The 23,290-nt window shown below is 23.0% G+C and carries 17 protein-coding genes; 10 read left to right on the forward strand and 7 right to left on the reverse strand.

Features of this window, described 5'->3' with window-relative positions:
* Window positions 1–58: 58 nt before the first annotated feature.
* From carB to ileS, 5 genes are all read right to left on the reverse strand, one after another.
* On the reverse strand, window positions 59–3,295 hold the full coding sequence (gene carB / locus RJU59_RS00575; RefSeq protein WP_343155222.1) for a carbamoyl-phosphate synthase large subunit: 3,237 nt from the start codon (window positions 3,293–3,295) through the stop codon (window positions 59–61).
* A gap of 35 nt (window positions 3,296–3,330) precedes the next feature.
* The gene (carA, locus tag RJU59_RS00580) at window positions 3,331–4,464 is read right to left on the reverse strand and encodes a glutamine-hydrolyzing carbamoyl-phosphate synthase small subunit (RefSeq protein ID WP_343155223.1); all 1,134 of its coding nucleotides are present in this window, start codon (window positions 4,462–4,464) and stop codon (window positions 3,331–3,333) included.
* Between the two features lie 63 nt (window positions 4,465–4,527).
* Window positions 4,528–5,337 (reverse strand): 4-hydroxy-tetrahydrodipicolinate reductase, encoded by an 810-nt coding sequence (dapB, locus tag RJU59_RS00585; protein WP_343155224.1) that lies wholly within the window; start codon window positions 5,335–5,337, stop codon window positions 4,528–4,530.
* A 186-nt stretch (window positions 5,338–5,523) separates the two neighbouring features.
* Window positions 5,524–6,024 (reverse strand): signal peptidase II, encoded by a 501-nt coding sequence (gene lspA, locus RJU59_RS00590; RefSeq protein WP_343155225.1) that lies wholly within the window; start codon window positions 6,022–6,024, stop codon window positions 5,524–5,526.
* Entirely contained in the window at window positions 6,017–8,848 is a 2,832-nt protein-coding gene (gene ileS, locus RJU59_RS00595) for an isoleucine--tRNA ligase (protein ID WP_343155226.1), read from the reverse strand. Before ileS ends, lspA begins: the two co-directional genes overlap by 8 nt.
* A gap of 530 nt (window positions 8,849–9,378) precedes the next feature.
* Between ileS and rpsT the strand changes: the two genes are divergently transcribed.
* A complete protein-coding gene (gene rpsT / locus RJU59_RS00600; protein ID WP_343128710.1) occupies window positions 9,379–9,639 on the forward strand; it encodes a 30S ribosomal protein S20 in 261 nt (86 codons plus the stop codon).
* A 164-nt stretch (window positions 9,640–9,803) separates the two neighbouring features.
* On the opposite strand, the gene dnaJ is transcribed toward rpsT, so the two are convergent.
* Entirely contained in the window at window positions 9,804–10,946 is a 1,143-nt protein-coding gene (gene dnaJ, locus RJU59_RS00605; protein WP_343128711.1) for a molecular chaperone DnaJ, read from the reverse strand.
* 143 nt (window positions 10,947–11,089) lie between these two features.
* Window positions 11,090–13,006, reverse strand: a complete 1,917-nt coding sequence (gene dnaK / locus RJU59_RS00610) for a molecular chaperone DnaK (RefSeq protein ID WP_343155227.1) — start codon at window positions 13,004–13,006, stop codon at window positions 11,090–11,092.
* Window positions 13,007–13,442: 436 nt separating this feature from the next.
* On the opposite strand from dnaK, the gene ndhC reads away from it, so the two are divergent.
* The 9 genes from ndhC (at window position 13,443) to RJU59_RS00655 (ending at window position 23,243) form a co-directional block, all read left to right on the forward strand.
* Complete coding sequence (gene ndhC / locus RJU59_RS00615; RefSeq protein WP_343128713.1) at window positions 13,443–13,820, forward strand: NADH-quinone oxidoreductase subunit A; 378 nt, start codon at window positions 13,443–13,445, stop codon at window positions 13,818–13,820.
* 63 nt (window positions 13,821–13,883) lie between these two features.
* Window positions 13,884–14,558, forward strand: coding sequence for a NuoB/complex I 20 kDa subunit family protein (locus RJU59_RS00620; RefSeq protein ID WP_343155228.1), 675 nt, complete (start codon window positions 13,884–13,886; stop codon window positions 14,556–14,558).
* A 167-nt stretch (window positions 14,559–14,725) separates the two neighbouring features.
* Window positions 14,726–16,528, forward strand: coding sequence for an NADH-quinone oxidoreductase subunit C/D (nuoC, locus tag RJU59_RS00625; RefSeq protein ID WP_343155229.1), 1,803 nt, complete (start codon window positions 14,726–14,728; stop codon window positions 16,526–16,528).
* A 48-nt stretch (window positions 16,529–16,576) separates the two neighbouring features.
* The gene (gene nuoE / locus RJU59_RS00630) at window positions 16,577–17,050 is read left to right on the forward strand and encodes an NADH-quinone oxidoreductase subunit NuoE (RefSeq protein ID WP_343155231.1); all 474 of its coding nucleotides are present in this window, start codon (window positions 16,577–16,579) and stop codon (window positions 17,048–17,050) included.
* Window positions 17,047–18,333, forward strand: coding sequence for an NADH-quinone oxidoreductase subunit NuoF (gene nuoF / locus RJU59_RS00635; RefSeq protein WP_343155232.1), 1,287 nt, complete (start codon window positions 17,047–17,049; stop codon window positions 18,331–18,333). The genes nuoE and nuoF overlap by 4 nt, the downstream gene beginning before the upstream one ends.
* Window positions 18,334–18,442: 109 nt before the next feature.
* Window positions 18,443–21,187 carry an NADH-quinone oxidoreductase subunit NuoG gene (nuoG, locus tag RJU59_RS00640; RefSeq protein ID WP_343155233.1) on the forward strand — a complete coding sequence of 915 codons (2,745 nt, stop codon included), beginning with the start codon at window positions 18,443–18,445 and terminating at the stop codon, window positions 21,185–21,187.
* A complete protein-coding gene (gene nuoH / locus RJU59_RS00645) occupies window positions 21,162–22,148 on the forward strand; it encodes an NADH-quinone oxidoreductase subunit NuoH (RefSeq protein ID WP_343128719.1) in 987 nt (328 codons plus the stop codon). Before nuoG ends, nuoH begins: the two co-directional genes overlap by 26 nt.
* A gap of 27 nt (window positions 22,149–22,175) precedes the next feature.
* Entirely contained in the window at window positions 22,176–22,718 is a 543-nt protein-coding gene (nuoI, locus tag RJU59_RS00650) for an NADH-quinone oxidoreductase subunit NuoI (protein WP_343155316.1), read from the forward strand.
* Between the two features lie 18 nt (window positions 22,719–22,736).
* Window positions 22,737–23,243: an NADH-quinone oxidoreductase subunit J family protein gene (locus RJU59_RS00655; RefSeq protein WP_343128720.1), complete on the forward strand. Its 507-nt coding sequence runs from the start codon at window positions 22,737–22,739 to the stop codon at window positions 23,241–23,243.
* Window positions 23,244–23,290: the final 47 nt, after the last annotated feature.

Raw genomic sequence — 23,290 nt, forward strand, 5'->3', positions numbered from 1 at the left:
TATATAATAAAAATATTATTTTTTATAAATATTTTTAATTTAATTTATTAGAATATTTTTAATAATTATTTTTTTTGTGTATTTCTTGTAATGATCTAATTGTATATATTGGATTGCTGTTTAATGATTGTATTGTTGCATGAGCACCATTCAAAGTAGTATTTAAAAATATATTATATTTGATAGCATTTTGAGATATTGAAGGATTATTTTTGTTTTTTTTATGTGAAAAATAAGAAGTATTAATAATATATCCGTATTTTTTATTTTTCATGTTATTTTCTATATTAGGTTTTTGAAAGTTGTTCTTGAAAACTAAATTATGTAAAATGTTATTTTTTTTTAAAATAGCAGAAGTTCCTATAGTAGCATCAATTTTAAATCCTAAATTTTCAATTTTTTTAGCTAATTTGATTATATTAATTTTATCTTTATTATGAACTGATATTAATATTCTTTTTTTTTTATTTATGCTTACTTGTAAGGATAAAATAGATTTCGCAAAGGCTTCAGAAAAGTTTTTTCCAATTCCCATAGTTTCTCCTGTAGAACGCATTTCAGGACCTAAAATTGGGATAACATTCATAAATTTGTTAAATGGAAGTACAGCTTCTTTTACATAAAAATATTTATAAATAATTTTTTTGTTTATCAGTTTTTTATTAATTTTTTTGCCACACATTACCAAAGCAGAAATTTTTGATAAAGAAATTCCAATGGATTTAGAAACAAATGGTATTGTTCTAGAAGCGCGAGGATTAACTTCTAGTACATATATTTTTTTTTCTTTTATAGCGAATTGTATATTAATTAGTCCTATAATTCCTATTTTTAAAGATATTTTTTTTACCTGTTTTTTTATTTTTTTGACAATATTTGATGATATAGAATGAACTGGTAATGAACAGGACGAATCTCCTGAATGAATTCCTGCTTGTTCTATATGTTCCATTACTCCACCAATAAAAACATTTTTATTATCACATATTGCATCTACATCGATTTCAGTTGCATTTTCTAAATATTCATCAATAAAAATTTTATTACATGTATTGTTAATAATTTTTTTATTAAAATAATTTGTAAGCATTTTTTCTGAATATATTATTTCCATATTTCTACCTCCTAATACATAAGAAGGACGTATAATAACTGGATATCCAATTGATTTTATTACATTTTTTGCATCTTCTAATGTTCTGACTGTATCATTTTTAGGTTGTTTAAGTTTTAATAATGAAATAATTTTTTGAAATTTATCTCTATTTTCAGTTTGATCAATTTTATTAGCATTAGTACCCATAATTTGAATACCTTCTGATTCTATTTTTTTTGCTAATTTTAATGGAGTTTGTCCTCCAAATTGTATTATTACTCCTATTGGTTTTTCTATTCTAACTATTTCTATAATAGTTTCTAAAGTGATAGGTTCAAAATATAAACGGTCTGAAATGTTATAATCGGTAGATACTGTTTCAGGATTAGAATTAATTATTATAGTTTCAAAATTATTTTTTTGTAATTCTAATGAAGCATGCACACAACAATAATCAAATTCAATTCCTTGTCCTATTCTATTCGGACCACTTCCAATTATTATAATTTTTTTATTATTTTTTGTAGGATAAGATTCACATTCTGTGCTCCATGTAGAATACATATAGGCTGTTTTAGTAGAAAATTCGGCAGAACATGTATCAATTCTTTTATAAGTTGGATATAAATTTAATTCGTATCTTCTTTCTCTTATTTTTTTTTCAGAAACATGTAATAGTTCAGAAATTCTTAAATCAGAAAAACCTTTTTTTTTGATTTTTTTAAAAAATGATAATGATATTTCTTGTAATTTTTTTTTTTTAATTTTTTTTTCTATTTCAACTAATTCTTTTATTTGTTCTAAAAACCATATACTAATATGGGTAAGTTTATGTATTATTTGGATATTTATTTTTTTTCTGAAAGCATCAGCAATATACCAAATTCTATTAGCTCCAGCTATTTTTAATTCATATGTAATTTTTTTTATAACATTTTTTATATTTTTATTTTTTTTTTTTATTTTGGAATTAAATCCAGTATATCCATTTTCGAGGCTACAAATAGATTTTTGTATTGATTCTTGAAAATTTCTTCCAATACCCATTACTTCACCTATAGATTTCATTTGAGTAGTTAATCTATCGTTGCAGTTTGGAAATTTTTCAAAATTAAATCGGGGTATTTTAGTAACTATATAATCAATTGAAGGTTCAAAAGAAGCAGGTGTTTTTTTATTAGTAATTTCATTTTTTAGTTCATCTAAAGTGTATCCAATAGATAATTTTGTTGCAATTTTAGCAATAGGATATCCAGTTGCTTTAGATGCTAATGCTGAAGATCTAGATACTCTAGGATTCATTTCTACAACAATCATTCTTCCATTTTTAGGATTAATAGCAAATTGTACATTAGCTCCACCAGATATAATTCCTATTTCTTCTAGAATAGATTTTGATGCATTTCTCATACACTGATATTCTTTATCAGTTAGTGTTTGAGCAGGAGCAACAGTAATAGAATCTCCTGTATGGATTCCCATAGGATCTAAATTTTCAATAGAACATATTACTATAAAATTTTTATTTTTATCTCTAAGTACTTCTACTTCAAATTCTTTCCATCCGATTAAAGATTCATCAATTAATAATTCTTTATTAGGGGATAATTGTAATCCTTGTTCGCATATTTCTATGAATTCTTTATAATTGTTAGCAATTCCTCCTCCACTACCACCCATAGTAAAAGATGGTCTAATAATACATGGTAATTTCACTTTTTTTAAAATATTAATAGCTTCTTTAATATTGTTAGCAATTCCTGATTTTGCTGTTTCTAATTGAATTTTTTTCATAGAATTTTCAAACATTCTTCTATTTTCTGCTTTTTGTATAGATTTAATACTTGAACCTAATATTTCTATATTATACTTTTTTAATATTTTATTTTTTTCGAGATCCAAAGTGCAATTTAACGCAGTTTGTCCTCCCATAGTTGGAAGTAATGCATCAGGTTTTTCTTTAATAATGATTTTTTCGATTATTTTCCAATTAATAGGTTCTATGTATGTTACATCTGATATTTCCGGATCGGTCATAATTGTTGCTGGATTAGAATTAATTAAAATTATTTTATAACCTTCTTCTTTTAAAGCTGTACAAGCTTGTACTCCGGAATAATCAAATTCACATGCTTGTCCTATAACTATAGGTCCTGATCCTATTATTAAAATACGATTAATGTCATTTCTTTTAGGCATTTTTCCTCTTTCTTTAAAAAAAAATATTTTGAAAATTAATTATTGTTATATTTTTTCATATTAGATATAAATGTATCAAATAAGTATAAGGTATCATGTGGTCCAGGACTGGATTCTGGATGTCCTTGGAATCCAAAAACTGGTTTATTTTTAATAGATATTCCTTGTATGGAATCATCAAAAAGAGATTTATGTGTAATAATTATATTTTCAGGTAAATTTTTTTTTTTAATATTGAAATTATGATTTTGTGCAGTAATAATAATTTTTTTTTGTAGTATATCTTGTACAGGATGATTGGATCCATGATGTCCATGTTTCATTTTTTTGATTTGCGATCCATAAGCCATTCCAATTAATTGATGACCTAAACATATTCCAAAAATAGGAATATTATTTTTTTCAAATTTTATAATATCTTTAATAATGTTTTTGTTGTTTTTTGGATTTCCAGGTCCGTTGGAAAGAAAAACTCCGTGAATTTTTTTTTTATATTTTTTTTTAAATAAGTAAACAATTTTTTTAAAATTAGTATGAGGATGAGCTATGTATAAATTACATTTTTTTTTATATAATATATTTAATATATTTTTTTTAATTCCAAAATCATATACAATTACATTAAAATAATTTTTTTTTTGTTTACGGTAATTTGTGTTTAAATTATTTTTATCAATAGAATAAATAGTAAATGTATTTTTTTGTGTATTGTTATTAGTTTTTTTTTTTAATTTTTGATGAGCGTTATAGTAATTAGAATTTTTTTCAGTAAAAATACAACCTTTTTGTATTCCATATTTACGTATTATTCGTGTTATTTTACGAGTATCGATATTTGATATAGCTATTATATTGTTTTTTAAAATATATTTTTGTAAACTCATTTTATCATCATAATGATTTTTATTATTGCAAATAGAATTACAAATTATTCCTTTAGCATAAATTTTATCAGATTCTGAATCCTTTGTATTAATTCCTGTATTTCCAATGTAAGGTTGTGTAAAAACTATGATTTGATTAAAATAAGAAGGATCACTAAGAATTTCTTGATAACCTGTAATTGAAGTATTAAAAACAACTTCCCCTGTAGTTAATCCATTTTTTCCAATTGAATTACCATGAAATATTAAACCATTTTCTAATACTAATATCGCTTTTTTATTCAATAAAATCTCCTAATAGAATTAATATTGATTAGTAATTAAAAAAATTTTTAAAAATGAAAATAGTTATATTTTTAAAATATCACGCATATTATATAACCCAGTTTTATTTTTTTGATGTATCCATTTAGCGGATTCTATTGCTCCAAGTACAAAAGGAGTTCGATTCATAGCTTTATGAGTAATTTCTATTGATTCATTAGAATTAGCAAACATAATTGTATGTTCTCCAATAATATTTCCTGCACGTATAATTGAAAATCCAATTTTGTTTTTTTCTCTTTTTTTTGTTATTTCTTTTTTTCTGTATATTGAATTTTTATTTAAATTTATATTCATTGTTTGGGATATTACTGAACCTAAAGATAATGCTGTTCCTGAAGGAGAATCAATTTTATTTCTATGATGAGAATCTATTATTTCAATATCACTATTATTTCCAAGAATAGAAGTAGTTATTTCTAGTAATTTATATATTAAATTAATACCTGTACTAAAATTAGAAGATTGTACAATTCCAATTTTTTTAGCACTATCATTAATTTTTTCTTGTTGTAATTGGTTAAAACCAGTAGTACCTATAATTATTTTTTTATTTTTTTTAACACAAATTTTTAAGTTTTTTATAGTAGAAATAGGATTACTGAAATCAATAGCAACATCAAAATCTGCATTTTTTAAAGATGTTAAAAAAATATCTTTTATTTGAAAAAAATTTTTTTTATTTATTATTTTGTTTTGAAAATCATGGGGTATTTTTTTTACAATAGCAGCAGTTAGTAGTAAGGATGTATTTTTTTTTATTTCTTTGATTAAAATTTTTCCTATTTTTCCTAATGCACCGATAATTGCTATTTTTATAGGATATGTAATCATTTTATTCTCATTTTATTATATATTGTATTTAAAATTTTTAATCAAATTTTAATTTTATTAATTTTTAAATATTAGTTACTATATTTTTAATATATTAAAATATTTATGAAAATTGATTTTTTTATCTTTTATTCATGATGTAATTATTTTGAAGTATTTTATAGATTTTTAAAATAAAATTATTGTTTAATTTTTTTTTTTTTGAAATAAAAATAAAAAAAATCCTATAAAAATACTTATATCTGCAATATTAAAAGTTGGAAAATGAAATTTATAAAAATGAATGTCTATAAAATCTATAACAAATCCATAATGAATTCTATCAATTAAATTTCCACAAGATCCGGAAATAATAAATAAATATGTTAAAAATTGATTTTTTTTATCTATAAAATTAAAAAATATTTTTCTTGTCATTTGTATTATAACAATAATACTAATTAAGGATAAAAAAAATCGAGTAATTTCTTTATCTTGTGAAAATAAACCGAATGCAGATCCATAATTATTTACATGAAAAATATTAAAATAAGGTAATAAAGTATATGATACGTATGGTTTTGTATATAAAATAATCCATTTTTTAGTTATGAAATCAATTAAAATAATACATAATGATAATACAATATATAATGATAATACAATATAATTTATTTTATTTTTATGAAAAATATTTATTTTATACAAATTTTCTTTTTTCGCCTATATTTTGTGTATTATTAATACATCGATCACATATTGTATGATTTTTTGTATTGTTATTTGTATGAATAAAATAATGCCAACATCTTGTGCATTTTATTCCTTCTATTTTTTTTATTTTAATTTTTAAATTTTTAATAGCAGTACTTTTGAATATTTTAGAAGGAGCTAATAAATATTCTTTTACTGAAAATTTAGAAGTTAGGAAAATAAATTTTTTTTCTGATTTTAATTTATTAATTTTTGTTTGAATATTTTTATCTACATAAATAGTAATAAATGCTTCTAAAGAATTTTTTATTATTTTTTTTTCTCTACTGTGTTCTAATACTTTGTTGACTTCATTTTTAATTTGAATAATTAATTTCCAATCTTCTGAAGATAATATATTCTTTTTAGAAAGTGTAGAAAGATTCATAAACCATTCTTCCATAAAAATATATTTTTTATTATTTTTATTTGGAATGAAATCCCAAATTTCATCTGCTGTAAAAGATAATATAGGAGCAATCCATCTAACAAATGATTGTAATACAATATAAATTGCAGTTTGACAACTTCTTCTTTCAATACTATTTTTTTTTAATGTATACAATCTATCTTTTACAATATCTAAATAAAATGCACTTAGTGTAATTGTACAAAATTTAGTAATTAAATATACTACTTTATGAAAATTATATTTATCATATAAATTAATTATTTTTTTTTGTTTTTTATAAGTTTCATCAATAATCCATTGATCTAATTCGATCATATTATCTATTTTTATAAAATTTATATCAGATTTAAAATCGTATAAATTTGAAATTAAAAATCGTACAGTATTACGTATTTTTCTATATTTTTCAGAAATTTGTTTTAAAATGTTAGATGATATATTAACATTTTTTGAATAATTTGTAGATGCAACCCATAATCGTAAAATGTCTGATCCAAATTTTTTTATGATAAAATTAGGACTAATTATATTACCTACAGATTTAGACATTTTATTTCCTTGTTTATCTACAATAAATCCATGTGAAATAATTTTTTTAAAAGGAGTGCTTTTGTTGTTTCGAACTGATGCGATAATTAATGATGACATAAACCAACCACGATATTGATCCGATCCTTCTAAGTATAAATCTGCTTGTTGATTTTTGCTAAGATTATATTTTTTGTATACAGAATGAATGTTTACCGAACCTGATTCAAACCATACATCTAATACATCATATACTTTAGAATATTGATTTATTTCTTGCGCATTTAAAATATCTTCTTTTTTTAGTTTCCACCAAGATTCTATTCCATTTTTTTTTATTAAAGAATGTATTTTTTTCATAAAATAAAGTGTTTTAGGATGCATATTTCCTGTTTTTTTATCAATAAAAATACATATTGGTACACCCCAATTTCTTTGTCTAGAAATACACCAATCCGGACGAACAGAGGATAGTGATAACATTCTATTTTTTCCCCAATTAGGATTCCATTCTGTTTTTTGTATGAATTTTTTTACTATTTTTTGTAATTTATTATTATTTATATTAATAAACCATTGAGGAGTAGTTCTAAATATAATTTCAGTTTTGTGTCTCCAGCAACAAGGGTAACTATGTTTAATTTTTTCGTATGAAATTATTTTTTTTTCTTTTTTTAAAATATCTATAATAATTTTATTAGATTTAAATATATGTATTTCATCCAATAAAGGATGTATTTTTGTTTTAAAAAAACCTAAACCGTTTACCAAATTTTTTATTTTTATATTATTTTTTTTACATATTAAATAATCTTCATATCCATGATCGGGAGCAATATGTACTATTCCTGTTCCTGTTTCTAATGTTACATGATCACTCAATAAAATTGGTACAGAGAAATTTAAAAATGGATGTTTACAAATATTTTTTTTTAGTTCTATTCCTTGTATTGTTCCTACAATTTTATATTTTATATTTTTATTATTATTTAAAAAGTTAATAACACTATTTTTTTCTAATATTAATCCATATTTTTTGTTTTTAATTAATTGATATTCAAATTTAGGATTTACAGCAAGAGCTTGGTTAGAAGGAAGTGTCCAAGGTGTAGTTGTCCATACAGATAGATATATTTTTTCAATTAAAACATTTTTTTTAGTAAATTTTTCTAATAATTTTTTGTGATTTATTATTTTAAATAATATTGTAATTGAATCAGATTGTTTATCAAAGTATTCTACTTCTGTATCAGCTAATGCTGAATTACATTTTATACACCAAAAAATAGGTCTAAGTCCTTTATATAAATATTTTTTTTTTATCATTGCATATAATGATGTAATTGTGTTTGCTTCACTTTTTTTATTCATTGTAATATAAGAATTTTCCCAATCTGCTAAAATTCCTAATGAAATAAAATCTTTTTTTTGGTTTTTAATTTGATCATCTACATACTTTTTACAAAGTAATCGAAATATTTTTTTTGAAACTATTTTTTTATTTTTTTTAATTTTTTCTTCTACTTTTTGTTCTATTGGTAGTCCATGACAATCCCAAGTAGGAATAAAAGGAGTATTTAAACCAGATAAATTTTTTGATTTAATAATAATATCTTTTAAAATTTTATTTAATGCATGACCTAAATGTATATTTCCATTGGCATAAGGTGGTCCATCTAGAAGAATAAAATAAGGTTTATCTTTATTTTTTTTTTGAATTTTTTCATATAAATTGTTTTTTTTCCATTTTTCTAAAATTACAGGTTCTTTTTGTGTTAGAGATCCTTTCATAGAAAAATTGGTTTTAGGTAAATTTAATGAATTTTTATAATTAGACATATTATTTTCCAATTTATTTTTTTATAATATATTTATTTTAAAAATTTTTTATTTTTATAATTTTTATTATTGAATGTTTTTAATAATTTATGTTGAAATAATTTTTACTAAAATTTTTATTACAAATGTATTTTTTTGTATACTATTTTAGTATTTTTAATATTACAATGAATAAATATACTTATTATAATATTTTTTATTTTTTTATATTATATTTTATATAAATAACTAAAATTTTTATTTTTTATTATACATTATTTTTTTTATTTAATATCTTTATAACTAATATTTGTTTTATTATAAGTTTTTTAATAAATTTATTTTTAGTAATTTTTATATTTTTATAATTTTTATGTGTATATGTTTTAAATTTAATAATTTTATTATGCTAAAAATATTTATTTAAAAATAAAAAATTTTTTCATAATTAATTTTTAATATGAATATTTTATATTAATAATATCATTATATAAAATTATTAATAAAAATTATTTTTATGAAATATTAATTTATAAATCAGGATTTTAAAAATGGCAAATATCAAATCATCAAAAAAAGATTCTATAAAATCGAAAATTAAAAGAATACACAATGGAAGTAAAAAATCCATGATGCGAACTTTTATCAAAAAAGTATATTCTGCAATTTATTCTAAGGATAAAAAAATGGCTGAAATTAATTTTAAAAAAATGCAACCAATTCTTGATAAATGTGTTTGTAAGGGTTTAATACATAAGAATAAAGCAGCAAGACATAAATCAAACTTATCTAAACATATTAAAAAAATGTAAATTCAATATATTTAATAATTTTGAATTAAAAAAAATCATTGATAAAAAATAATCTTTATTTTTTTATTTTTTTATTTTTTTTATTTTTATTTTTCTTTGAATAAAAGTATTGCTTCTATAATTTAATAGATATGCAATACTTTTAAATAATATTAATATTATTTTTATCTTGTTAATTCATCGAAAAATCTTTTTACACCATCAAAAAATCTTTTTGATTGAGGGCTATTTTTTTTTCTTTGAGTTCCATCTAAACTATTATCTAGTTGCAATAATAATTTTTTTTGATCATGATTTAAATGAACCGGTGTTTCTACTATGACACGGCATAGTAAATCTCCTTTTTTTTTGTTTCTAATGGATTTAACTCCTTTTCCTCGAATTCGAAATAATTTTCCAGATTGTGTTTCAGAGGGAATTTTTATTTTTAGTTTTCCATCTATTGTAGGAACTTCAATTTCTCCACCAAGAGCTGCCATGGTAAAGCTAATAGGTACTTCACAATATAAGTCGTTTTCATCTCTTTCAAAAATAGTATGTTTTTTTACTTCAAATTGTATATATAAATCGCCGGAAGGATTATTGTGTTCACCTGCTTCTCCTTCATTTTGTAATCGAATTCTATCATTAGTATTTATACCAGAAGGTATTTTTACAGATAAAATTTTATTTTTTTTAACCCTTCCCTTCCCTTGGCATTTTTTACAAGGATTTTTAATTAAAATTCCTTTTCCTTGGCATTTGTTACAAGTTTGTTGAATACTAAAAAATCCTTTTCTTGTTTGAATTTTACCGCTTCCATTACAAAAAGAACATTGATTGGGTTGTGTATTTTTATTTGTTCCATAACCAAAACAAAAATTACATGTCTGAAAGGTTGGAATTTGAATTTTTTTAGTTACTCCTTTTACCGCTTCTTCCAGTGTTAATTCCATATTATATTGTAAGTCAGATCCTCGCGCGCTTCCTTGTTGATTACTGTTATTTCCAAAAATGTCTCCAAATACTTCTCCAAATATATCTCCGAAATCGGTATTAGTACTAAAACTGCTAGTGAAAGAACTATAACCATCTCCTCCTTGTTCAAAAGCAGCATGTCCATGTTGATCATATGCAGCACGTTTTTTTTTATCATTTAAAATTTCATATGCTTCTTTTATCTCTTTAAATTTTTTTTCAGCTTGTTTATTTCCTTGATTTCGGTCTGGATGATATTTCATAGCTAATCTTTTATAGGATTTTTTTATATCTGTTTCATTAGCAGATTTAGATATTCCTAATGTTTGATAATAATCTTTTTTCTCCATTTATTTATTATTCCCAATTGTAATGTTTTTAACGGGTATAGAATTTAATCTAACACCCGTTTGAAAAATTATATAATTAATTCAAATAAATGTTTTATATAACAAGAAGTTTATTTATTTATGATTATTTATAATACAATAATTTATTTTTTTGTATCATTGACTTCTTCAAATTCAGCATCGACTACGTCATTTTCTTTTTTATTTGTAGAATTTTTATTAGAAGTATCTGCAGAAGTAGTATTTTTTTTTGTATCAGTTTTTATAATTTTAGAAGATAAATTTACAACATATTGAATATTTTTTTCAATTTCATTTTTATCTTCTTGTTTTAGAGAATTATCTAATTTTTCTAATGCAGATTCGATTTCGGATTTTTCTTTTGGATTAATGTTTTTTCCTAAATCTATTAATTGTTTTTTAGTTTGATGAGAAATCTGATCTCCTTGATTTCTTATTTGGATTAATTGTTCAAATTTACGATCTAATTCAGAATTTTCTTCTGCATCATTAATCATTTTTTTTATTTCATCTTCTTGTAAACCAGAAGAAGATTTTATAGTTATTTTTTGTTCTTTTCCTGTATTTTTATCTTTTGCTGAAACATGCAATATTCCATCAGCATCAATATCAAAAGTTACTTCAATTTGAGCCATTCCTCGAGGAGCTGGTTGTATTCCATCTAGATTGAATTGTCCTAAAGATTTATTATCTGTTGCTCTTTTTCTTTCTCCTTGTAATATATGTATAGTCACAGCTGATTGATTATCTTCTGCAGTGGAGAATACCTGGCTGTGTTTTGTAGGAACAGTGGTATTTTTACTAATTAAAGGAGTCATTATACCTCCCATAGTTTCGATACCTAAAGATAAAGGAGTTACATCTAAAAGAAGAACATCTTTTACGTCTCCTGATAGTACTCCACCTTGTACTGCTGCACCTACAGCTACTGCTTCATCAGGATTAACATCTTTTCTTGGTTCTTTACCGAAAAATTCTGCAACCTTTTTTTGTACTAAAGGCATTCTAGTTTGACCACCAACTAAAATTACATCATGAATATCAGATACAGATAGATTAGAATCTTTTAAAGCAACTTTAAGTGGTTCAATAGATCGTATAATTAAATCTTCGACTAATGATTCTAATTTTGAACGAGTTACTTTTACATTTAAGTGTTTTGGTCCTGTTGCATCAGCTGTAATATAAGGTAAATTTACATCAGTTTGTTGAGTAGAAGAAAGTTCAATTTTTGCTTTTTCTGATGCTTCTTTTAATCTTTGCATAGATAAAGGATCGTTTCTTAAATCAATACCTTGTGATTTTTGGAATTCTGATACTAAATAATTAATTAATCGACTATCAAAGTCTTCTCCACCTAGGTGAGTATCTCCGTTAGTAGCTAATACTTCGAAAGTTTTTTCTTGATCGACTTCATCAATTTCAATAATAGAAATATCGAATGTACCACCACCAAGATCATAAACAGCAATAGTTCTATTTCCTTTTCCTTTATCTAATCCATATGCTAACGCTGCAGCAGTAGGTTCATTAATAATTCTTTTTACTTCTAATCCTGCTATTTTACCTGCATCTTTTGTTGCTTGTCTTTGAGTATCATTAAAATAAGCTGGAACTGTGATAACTGCAGCTGTAATTTTTTCTCCTAAATATTCTTCTGCAGTTTTTTTCATTTTTTTTAAAACTTCTGCAGAAATTTGAGGAGGTGCTATTTTTTTATTTTTTATTTTTATCCAAGCATCTCCATTATCAGATTTTACAATCTCGTAAGGCATAATTTTTATATCTCGTTGTACTGCCTCATCTTCAAATCTTCTTCCAATTAATCTTTTTATAGCAAAAAGAGTATTTTTTGGATTAGTAATAGCTTGTCTTTTTGCCGGTTGACCAACTAAAACTTCTGACTCAGAAGTATATGCAATTACTGAAGGAGTTGTACGTTCACCTTCTGCATTTTCAAGTACTCTGGTTGTTTTTCCATCCATAATAGCTATACAAGAATTAGTTGTACCTAAATCAATACCAATAATTTTACTCATAGTAATTTTTTCCTAACTAAGTTTTAATAAATTTGAGGTAATTATATGTATTAAATTATTTTTACCAGATAAGCTAATGAAAAGTAATTTATTAATTAGCATGAAAATATTTTAATGATTTCAATAATCAATTAAAATTAGTTTGTTATTAAATAGTATCTTTAATACTAGATATAATTTAAATGGGGATAGGTTTACTACTCCTCAAGGGTTAATATTAAAAAATGTTAGTTTTATATATATATTTGTTTTAAAATAGATATTGTCTTAAACAATATTATTGAATTAAAAATTATTATTTTTTTAATTTTTTTATTTTTTAAATATTACAAAATTTTTTTAAAACACTATTAACAATCTGATTGTTAATAATAACAATATTGTATTTATTATCTTTATACAATAAAACATTTATTTATTTTAAAATTATAAAAATATGAAAAAAAATTTTTTGTATTCAGATTTCACAACTCAAGATTTATCATTTATTCTATATTTTTTAATTGTTATTGGAGTTTGTAGTATAATACTATTAATTAGTTTTTTTTTAGGAAGTAAATCTATTTCAAGAGATAAAAATATTCCTTTTGAATCAGGAATTGATGGTACAGGAGATACGAACTTGCGTTTCGCAATTAAATTTTATTTAATTGCAATTTGTTTTGTAATATTTGATGTAGAAGCTTTGTATTTGTATACTTGGTCTATTTGTGTAAAAAAAGTTGGAATTACAGGATTAATAGAAGTATTCTTTTTTATTAATACATTATTAATTACTTTATTTTATTTAGTAAAAAATAAAATTTTTAATTAAAATTTTTATTAAAATTTTCAAAATTTGTATTTTTTTAAGTATTAATTTTAAATTAGGAAAAAAATGAAATATATATTAAAGAAAATTAATTTAAAATCTCAAAAATATCCTTTAGAAGAAATTAAAGAGGTAGAAGATCCATTAATAACATATACTAAAAAAAATGTTTTTTTAGGAACATTATCTAAAATTCTACATAAATTAGTAAATTGGGGTAGAAAAAATTCGCTATGGCCTTATAACTTTGGTTTATCTTGTTGTTATGTAGAAATGGTTTCATCTTTTACTTCTATACATGATGTATCTAGATTTGGATCAGAAGTAATACGGTCATCTCCTAGACAAGCAGATTTTATGGTTATTGCAGGAACTCCATTTATAAAAATGGTACCTATTATCCAACGATTATATGATCAAATGTTAGATCCAAAGTGGGTAATATCAATGGGATCTTGTGCTAATTCAGGAGGTATGTATGATATATATTCTGTTGTTCAAGGTGTAGATAAATTTTTACCAGTTGATATTTATGTTCCAGGATGTCCTCCTAGACCTGAAGCTTATATGCAAGCACTACGTTTATTACAAAAATCTATATCTGAAGAGCGTCGTCCTTTATCTTGGATTGTTACTGATCAAGGAATATATAAAAAAAAAATGTTATCAGAAAAAGATAGAAAACGAAATAATAGATCTTTAGAAAAAGATTTTAAAAATCCTGATGATATAAATTTTTAATTTTTTGGTAATAAATATTTTAACGAAATTAATTGTATAAAAAATATAATTTTTGTATTAAAACACTTAATTTTGTTAGTTGAAAAAAATTTATTAAAAATAAAAATTTTTATAATTTTCATTATATGTACATATAATTAATACTAAAAGAAAATAGTGAGAATTTGATGGTTGATATAATAGAACAAAAAATTAATACCCTAGGATTAAAATATGATAATAATTCTGATATTGCTATTATAAGAGAATTATATCTTTATTTTGAAAAAAAATTTTTCTATGTTCAATCTACACATATAGAATGTCCTGTTATATGGGTGAATAAAAAAATATTTATTGAAGTAATATTATTCTTGAAAAATAAATCTTCTGTACTATACAATATGTTATTTGATTTACATGGAATAGATGAACGTTCTAGAAATTACAAAAAAGAAATTATTAATTGTGATTTTTCGGTTTTTTATCATTTGTGTTCTATAGATAAAAATAAAGATATTATTTTAAAAGTTCCTTTATTTGAAAAAAAATTAAATATAAGTTCTATACATCATATTTTTTTGAATTCTGATTGGTATGAACGAGAAACTTGGGAAATGTTTGGAATTATTTTTAACAATCATCCTAATTTAACTAGAATTATTATGCCGAAAACATGGAAAGGATATCCTTTAAGAAAAGATTTTCCTGCTAGGGCAACTGAATATACCCCTTTTTCGTTAAATGCTATGAAATTAAAACAGGAAATGGAAGATTTAAAATTTGATCCTAAATTATGGGGTATGAAAAATAAAGAAAAAAATTCAGATTTTATGTTTTTGAATTTAGGACCTAATCATCCTTCTTCACATGGAGCTTTTAGAATTATACTACAATTAAAAGGAGAAAAAATAATAGATTGTGTTCCAGATATAGGATATCACCATCGAGGTGCAGAAAAAATGGCAGAAAGACAATCTTGGCATAGTTATATTCCTTATACGGATCGTATTGAATATCTAGGAGGTTGTGTTAATGAAATGCCGTATATACTTGCTGTAGAAAAATTAGCTAAAATTATAGTTTCTGATAGAATTAAAGTTATACGAGTTATGCTTTCAGAATTATTTCGTATAAACAGTCATTTATTATATATATCTACTTTTATTCAAGATATAGGAGGAATGACTCCTGTTTTTTTAGCTTTTACAGATCGTCAAAAAGTATACGATGTAATTGAATTTATAACTGGATCTAGAATGCACCCTGCATGGTTTAGAATTGGAGGTTTAGCACAAGATTTACCAAAAGGATGGGAAAAAATATTAAAAAATATGCTTTCATGGTTACCAAAAAGATTAAATTTTTATATAAAATCTTTTTTGAAAAATAGTATTTTAATTTCTAGATCTAAAAACATTGCATGTTACAATAAAAAAGAAGCATTAGATTGGGGTGTTACTGGATCTGGTTTACGAGCTACAGGAGTAAATTTTGATGTAAGAAAAAACAGACCTTACTCAGGATATGATTTTTTTAATTTCAATATTCCTATTGGATCTGGAATTAGTGATTGTTATTCTCGAGTTATGTTAAAAGTTGAAGAAATATTTGAAAGTATTTCTATATTGTACCAATGTTTAAAAAATATGCCTGAAGGTCCATTTAAGATGGATCATCCATTAACTACACCTCCTTTAAAAAAATATGTTTTAAAAAATATAGAAACTTTAATTACACATTTTTTAAATGTTTCTTGGGGTCCTGTTATACCTCCTAATGAATCTTTTCAAATGATTGAAGCAACTAAAGGAATTAATAGTTACTATTTAATTAGTGACGGAGGTACTATGAGTTATAGAACAAGAATTAGAACTCCTAGTTTTCCTCACTTGCAACAAATACCATCTGTTATCAGAGGTAGTTTAATATCAGACTTAATAGTTTATTTAGGAAGTATTGATTTTGTTATGTCAGATGTAGATAGATAACAGGTAATGTTGAAAACACTAATAAAAAAATAGTAAGATACCATAATTATGAATTTAAAATTAAAAAAAATAGAAATTATTGAAATTAAAAATAAAATCAATCATTATCATACATCAAGAGCAGCTGTAATTGATGCACTAAAAATAGTACAAAATCGTATTGGATGGGTTCCTGATTGGGGTATTCATGAAGTTTCCAAAATTTTGAATTTATCATATTCGGAAGTAGAAAGTATTGCTACGTTTTATAGTCAAATATTTCGAAAAGAAATAGGAAATAATATTATTAGGTATTGTGATAGTGTTGTTTGTTATATCAAAGGTTATAAAAAGATAGAAAAAAAGTTAGAAGATATTTTAAAAATTAAAACTGGATGTACTACAATTGATAAAAAATTTACTTTATTACCAGTTTGTTGTATAGGAAATTGTGATAAAGCACCTACTTTCATGGTTAATAAAGAATTATATTCTAATGTTAAAACAACATCAATTAAAAAAATACTAGGTTTGTATATATGAAACGTAATATTTTATTACCAGATACTCATCCTTTAACATGGAGAAATAGAAAAGATAAAAAACCAGTATGGATTGATGAATATAGAAATAAAAATGGTTATGTTTCTTTAGAGAAAATATTTTATGAGAATTTTTCTCCTGAATATATTATTAATTTAATTAAAAATTCAGGTTTAAAAGGTAGAGGTGGGGCTGGATTTTTAACTGGTTTAAAATGGAGTTTATTAAATGATGTTAATGATGATAAACAACGTTATTTAATATGTAATGCGGATGAAATGGAGCCTGGAACATATAAAGATAGATTTTTAATGGAAAGAATACCTCATTTATTAATCGAAGGAATTATTATTAGTGCTTTTGCTTTACAGGTTTCTATAGCATATATATTTTTACGAGGAGAATATTTTAAATCAGAAAATTTTTTAAATAGATCTATTACAGAAGCATATGAAAATAATTATTTAGGAAAAAACATATTAAATAGTAATTTTACATTAAATTTATATGTTCATAGTGGAGCAGGTCGGTATATTTGTGGTGAAGAAACAGCATTAATTAATTCATTAGAAGGTAATCGTCCAAATCCAAGATTAAAACCACCTTTTCCTGCTAGTATTGGTTTATGGGGTCAACCTACTTGTGTGAATAATGTAGAAACTTTATGTAATATTCCAGCAATTATTTTATATGGAAATGATTGGTATAATAATTTATCTAATGGTGAAAATAGTGCAGGAACTAAACTTATGGGTTTTTCTGGTCAAGTAAATAACCCAGGTATATGGGAATTACCTTTTGGTATTACTGCTCGTGAGTTATTAGAAGATTATGCTCAAGGAATGCGAAAAGGTTTTATATTAAAATCTTGGCAACCAGGAGGGGCAAGTACTGATTTTTTATTAGAAAAACATTTAGATGTAAAAATGGATTTTGATAGTATAAAAAAAATAGGAAGCAGATTAGGAACTGCTTTATGTATGGCAGTTGATTCAAATATTAATATGGTTGCTTTAGTTTTAAATATAGAGGAATTTTTTTCTCGTGAATCTTGCGGTTTATGTACACCATGTAGATCTGGTTTACCTTGGATAGTTAATATACTAAAAAATATATACAAAAAAAATGGAAAATTAAAAGATATTCAATATTTAGAAGATTTATGTATCACGTTAGGTCCAGGAAAAACTGTTTGTGCTCTTGCTCCTGGAGCTATTGAACCGTTACAAAGTGCTTTAAAATATTTTAGACATGAATTTGAACAATTAATTCAAAATAAATAATTAAATTATCTTTTTATTTTAATTTATTAAAAATATATTTAAAATAAGTTAAAATAATATTTTAAATTAATTATTTAAAATGTTTTTTTTTTTGGAAAATATATAAAATATGGCCAAACTATATATAGATAATAAATTATATATTGTTAATGAATCAAATAATTTATTACATACATGTTTATCTAAAGGAATAAATATTCCTTATTTTTGTTGGCATCCTGAATTAGGTAGTGTAGGTGTTTGTCGTCAATGTTCGGTTAAAAAATATTCAGATATAAATGATAAGATCGGAATAATTGTTATGTCATGTATGACACCATCTCAAGATGGAAATATTATTTCAACAAAGAGTCATGAAATAATAAATTTTAGAAAAGATATAATTGAATTAATGATGAATAATCATCCTCATGATTGTCCTGTATGTTCTGAAGGTGGGAATTGTCATTTACAAGATATGACGGTAATGACTAAACATTATAAAAGAAGATATGTTTTTAGTAAAAAAAAATATAAAAATCAATATTTAGGTCCTTTTATTAATCATGAAATGAATCGATGTATATCTTGTTATCGATGTGTTCGATTTTATAAAAATTATGCAGGTGGAAAAGATTTTAATGTATATGGATCTGCTGATAATTTATATTTTGGAAGATTTGAAGAGGGAATTTTAGAAAATGAACATTCTGGAAATTTGATTGAAATATGTCCAACAGGTGTATTTACAGATAAATTATATGAAGAAAATTATAATAGAAAATGGGATATGCAATATTCTCCTAGTATATGTAATATGTGTAGTATAGGTTGTAATATATCAGTAGGAGAACGATATGGAGAAATTAGAAAAATTGAAAATAGATATAATATTGAAATAAATAATTATTTTTTATGTGATGTTGGTAGATTTGTTTATGATTTTAATAATGTAAAAAATAGACCGAATTATTTTTCTTATAACAAAAAAGAAATTTGCAAATTTTTAAATTTTACTCAATCGATAGATATTGCAGTTTCATATTTAAAAAAATCTACAAAAATTTTAGGTATAGGATCTTCTCGTTCAAGCATAGAAAATAATTTCGCATTATTAGAATTAGTAGGAATAGAAAATTTTTCTACTGGATTGTTACAAGAAGAACATAATATCATTACTTTAATAAATCAGTTTATAAAACAAAATAATTTATTAGTTCCAAGTTTACGTGAAGTAGAAGAATCAGATGCAATCCTAATATTAGGAGAAGACATTATTAATACAGCTCCAAGATTAGCTTTATCAGTTAGAAGAGCTATGAAAAAAAAATCAAAACATTTAAATAAATTTTATGAAAAAAAAATTTTTTATAAATGGCAAAGTGATACGGTAAAAATTTTTTCAAAAAAATTTAAAAATTCTTTATTTATAATAAATTATAATGATTCAAGTTTAAATGGATTATGTACTTTAAATTATTCTAAGAAAGACATTTCAGTAATGGATTTGATTATTAATATAAATCATTTAATAGAAAATAATGAATTATATGATAAAAAAATTAATGATGACATAAATAAATATATTAATTTTGTTGTAAATTCTTTAAAATTATCCAAAAATCCTTTAATTATTTCAGGATCTCATTCTAGAAGTTTGTCTATTATTAAACTTGCAATCAATATTTCAAAAAATTTAAAAAAAAATAATAAAAATACAAAATTGTTATTTGTTACTCCAGATGCAAATAGTATGGGAATTTCTTGTATTCCAGGATTTCCTTTGGAAAAAGCAATAGATATATTAAAAAATAATAAAAATGTTGCATTGATTATCATGGAAAATGATTTATATAGGCATTTACCAAAGAAAAAATTAAAATATATTTTTAATAATAAAACCAATAATATAGTTTTAGATCATCAATTTACAAAAAGTTTTCGCAATGCGAATTTAAAAGTACCTGTAAAAAATTTTTTTGAATCATCAGGAACATTAATAAACTATGAAGGAAGATTACAACGTTTTTTTCAAGTATATGAACCGAGTTTTTATAATAAAAATATTAATAGGATAGAAAGTTGGAGATGGTTACATGCTTTGAAATGTAAATTTCATAGAAAAGAATTATATTGGTTAAAGTTAGATGATATTATATCGGATTGTTCAAATAAAATTCTTGATTTTAAAAATATTATTTCAGTTGCTCCAAAATCTTCTTACCGTATTTTCGGACAAAAAGTTCCTCGATCTCCTCATAGATTTAGTGGACGTACTTCTTTTTTATCTAATATAGATATACATGAACCAAAACAACCTGAAGATATTGACTCTATGTTTTCTTTTTCTATGGAAGGAACACAATTACATAATAAATATTCTGATCAAGTTCCTTTTTATTGGTCTCCTGGTTGGAATTCTTTACAATCTGGAAATAGATATCAATTAGAAAATAATTTAAACGTTTCTTTAAACAAAAAAAATTTTTTTATAAAAAAAAATGATATAAATATAAAATTAGATTTAAAATTTTTACCAGATGTTTTTTTAAAAAAAAATAGTTTTAAAATAATTCCACATTATTTTTTATTTGATAGTAAAGAAATATTTCAATACTGTAAAAAAATTGATATTTGTAAAAAAAAATACGGAATAATGAATCATTTAGATGCAGAAAATTTAAAAATAAAAAATAATTCTATAATATATTTTTTTATTTTTAATAATATTTTTACGATTAAAATAAAAATTTCTCATTTTATGCAAAATAGATATATATCATTACCTTTAGGTAGTTCTGAATATCCTTTTTGTTTATCTGGTAAAGAAATTATTCTTTTCAAGGAGAATGAATGTGGATCTTTTATTAAATAAAATATCTGTTGTACATTTTTTACAATATTTTTTAAAATCATTAATTTTTTTTATTTGTATTGTTATTTCTGCATCTTTTATGAGTTTTTTAGAAAGAAGATTATTAGGATTATTTCAAAATAGATATGGACCTAATCGTGTAGGTATTTTTGGATTATTACAAGTTTTTGCTGACATGATAAAAATATTTTTTAAAGAGGATTGGATACCTTTATTTAGTCGAAAATATTTATTTTTTTTAGCTCCTATAATTTCATTTTCATCTTTACTTTTAGTATTTTCTATTATTCCAATTACTGCTCATTTATTAATTTCTAATTTTAGTATTGGAATATTGTTTTTTTTAATGATGGCAAGTTTATCTATTTATTCAATATTATTAGCAGGATGGTCTAGTAGGAACAAATATTCTCTTCTTGGTGCCATTAGAGCTTCTGCACAAACTTTAAGTTATGAAGTATTTTTAGGTTTATCATTAATGGGTGTAGTTGCAAAATCTGGATCTTTTAATATTTTGGATATTATATATGATCAAAAAGAATTATGGAATATTATACCACAATTTTTTGGTTTTTTAACTTTTTTTATTGCTTCTTTAGCATTATGTCATCGACATCCTTTTGATCAACCTGAATCAGAACAAGAACTTGCTGATGGATATCATATTGAATATTCAGGAATGAAATTTGGTTTATTTTTTATTGGAGAATATGTTTCTATTATAACAGCGTCATCTTTAATTGTTTCAATATTTTTTGGAGGTTTTCAAGGTCCTTTTTTTTCTCCTTTTATTTGGTTTAGTATAAAAGTTTTATTTTTTATTTTTTTATTCATTCTTATTAGAGCATCTCTTCCTAGACCTAAATATGATCAAGTAATTTTTTTTGGATGGGTGTTTTGTCTTCCTTTGACATTGATAAATTTATTTTTTACAGGTTTGTATATAGTTATAAAAAAATAATAATATGAGAGGTTATTGTATTTGAAAATCATAATAATAAAAATATTAAATATATTTTTTACTCAAATTCGTAGCATTGCTATGGTTGGATTAAATATTTTTTCTAAAAGAGAAACAAAAATGTATCCTGAAGAACCTATAAATTTACCTTCTCGTTATAGAGGTAGATTAATTTTAACTTTAGATCCAGATGGAGAAGAACGTTGTGTTGGATGTAACTTATGTTCTGTTGTTTGTCCTGTAGGTTGTATTGCTTTACAAAAATCTACTAGAAAAAATGGAAGATGGTATGCAAAGTTTTTTCGAATAAATTTATCTCGCTGTATTTTTTGTGGTTTATGTGAAGAGGCATGTCCTACTTGTGCAATACAGTTAATACCAGATATAGAATTATCTGATTTTCAAAGAAAAGATTTAGTATATGAAAAAAAAGATTTATTAATATCAGGAACAGGAAAATATTCTAAATATAATTTTTATAAAAGATCGGGTGTATCTCTTAATAGGAATAATTCGGTAAATAAGGATAAAAATACGAATTTTATTGATGTAAAAAAGATATTACCTTAACTTTGGAGTGCAATAAATATGTGTTATATTTTTTATTTTTTTGGTTTAATAGCAATTTTTTCAGTTTTTCTTACTATTATACAAAAAAATCCAGTTTATTCACTTTTATATTTTATAATTTTTTTAATTTCTATATCTGGGATTTATTATACTATAGGATTTTCTTTTATAGCGGCATTAGAAATTATTATATATGCTGGTGCAATAATGGTTTTATTTATATTTGTTATCATGACATTAAATTTAGATACAGATATTCAAAATAAAGATAATTATCTTCAAAAGAAAAAATGGATCTTTCCATCATTTTTATCTTTAATTTTATTTTTTTTATTTTTTTTGTCATTTTTACATTCATTAGGAAATAAAAAAAACATTTTATATATACCAGATATAAAAAGTATTGGAGTTTTTTTATTTGGTCCTTATATATATATAGTTGAGATATCTTCTATGTTGTTATTGTCTGCTATTATTGTTGTTTTTCATTTTTCTTCTTATCGTAGTATAAAAATAAAAAAATAAATTTTTAAAAAATATATTTTATTAAAAAAAAAATAAAAAGGAAACCG

The sequence above is a fragment of the Buchnera aphidicola (Kurisakia onigurumii) genome (genome assembly GCF_039394605.1).
GTDB classification, from domain to species: Bacteria; Pseudomonadota; Gammaproteobacteria; order Enterobacterales; family Enterobacteriaceae; genus Buchnera_I; species Buchnera_I aphidicola_B.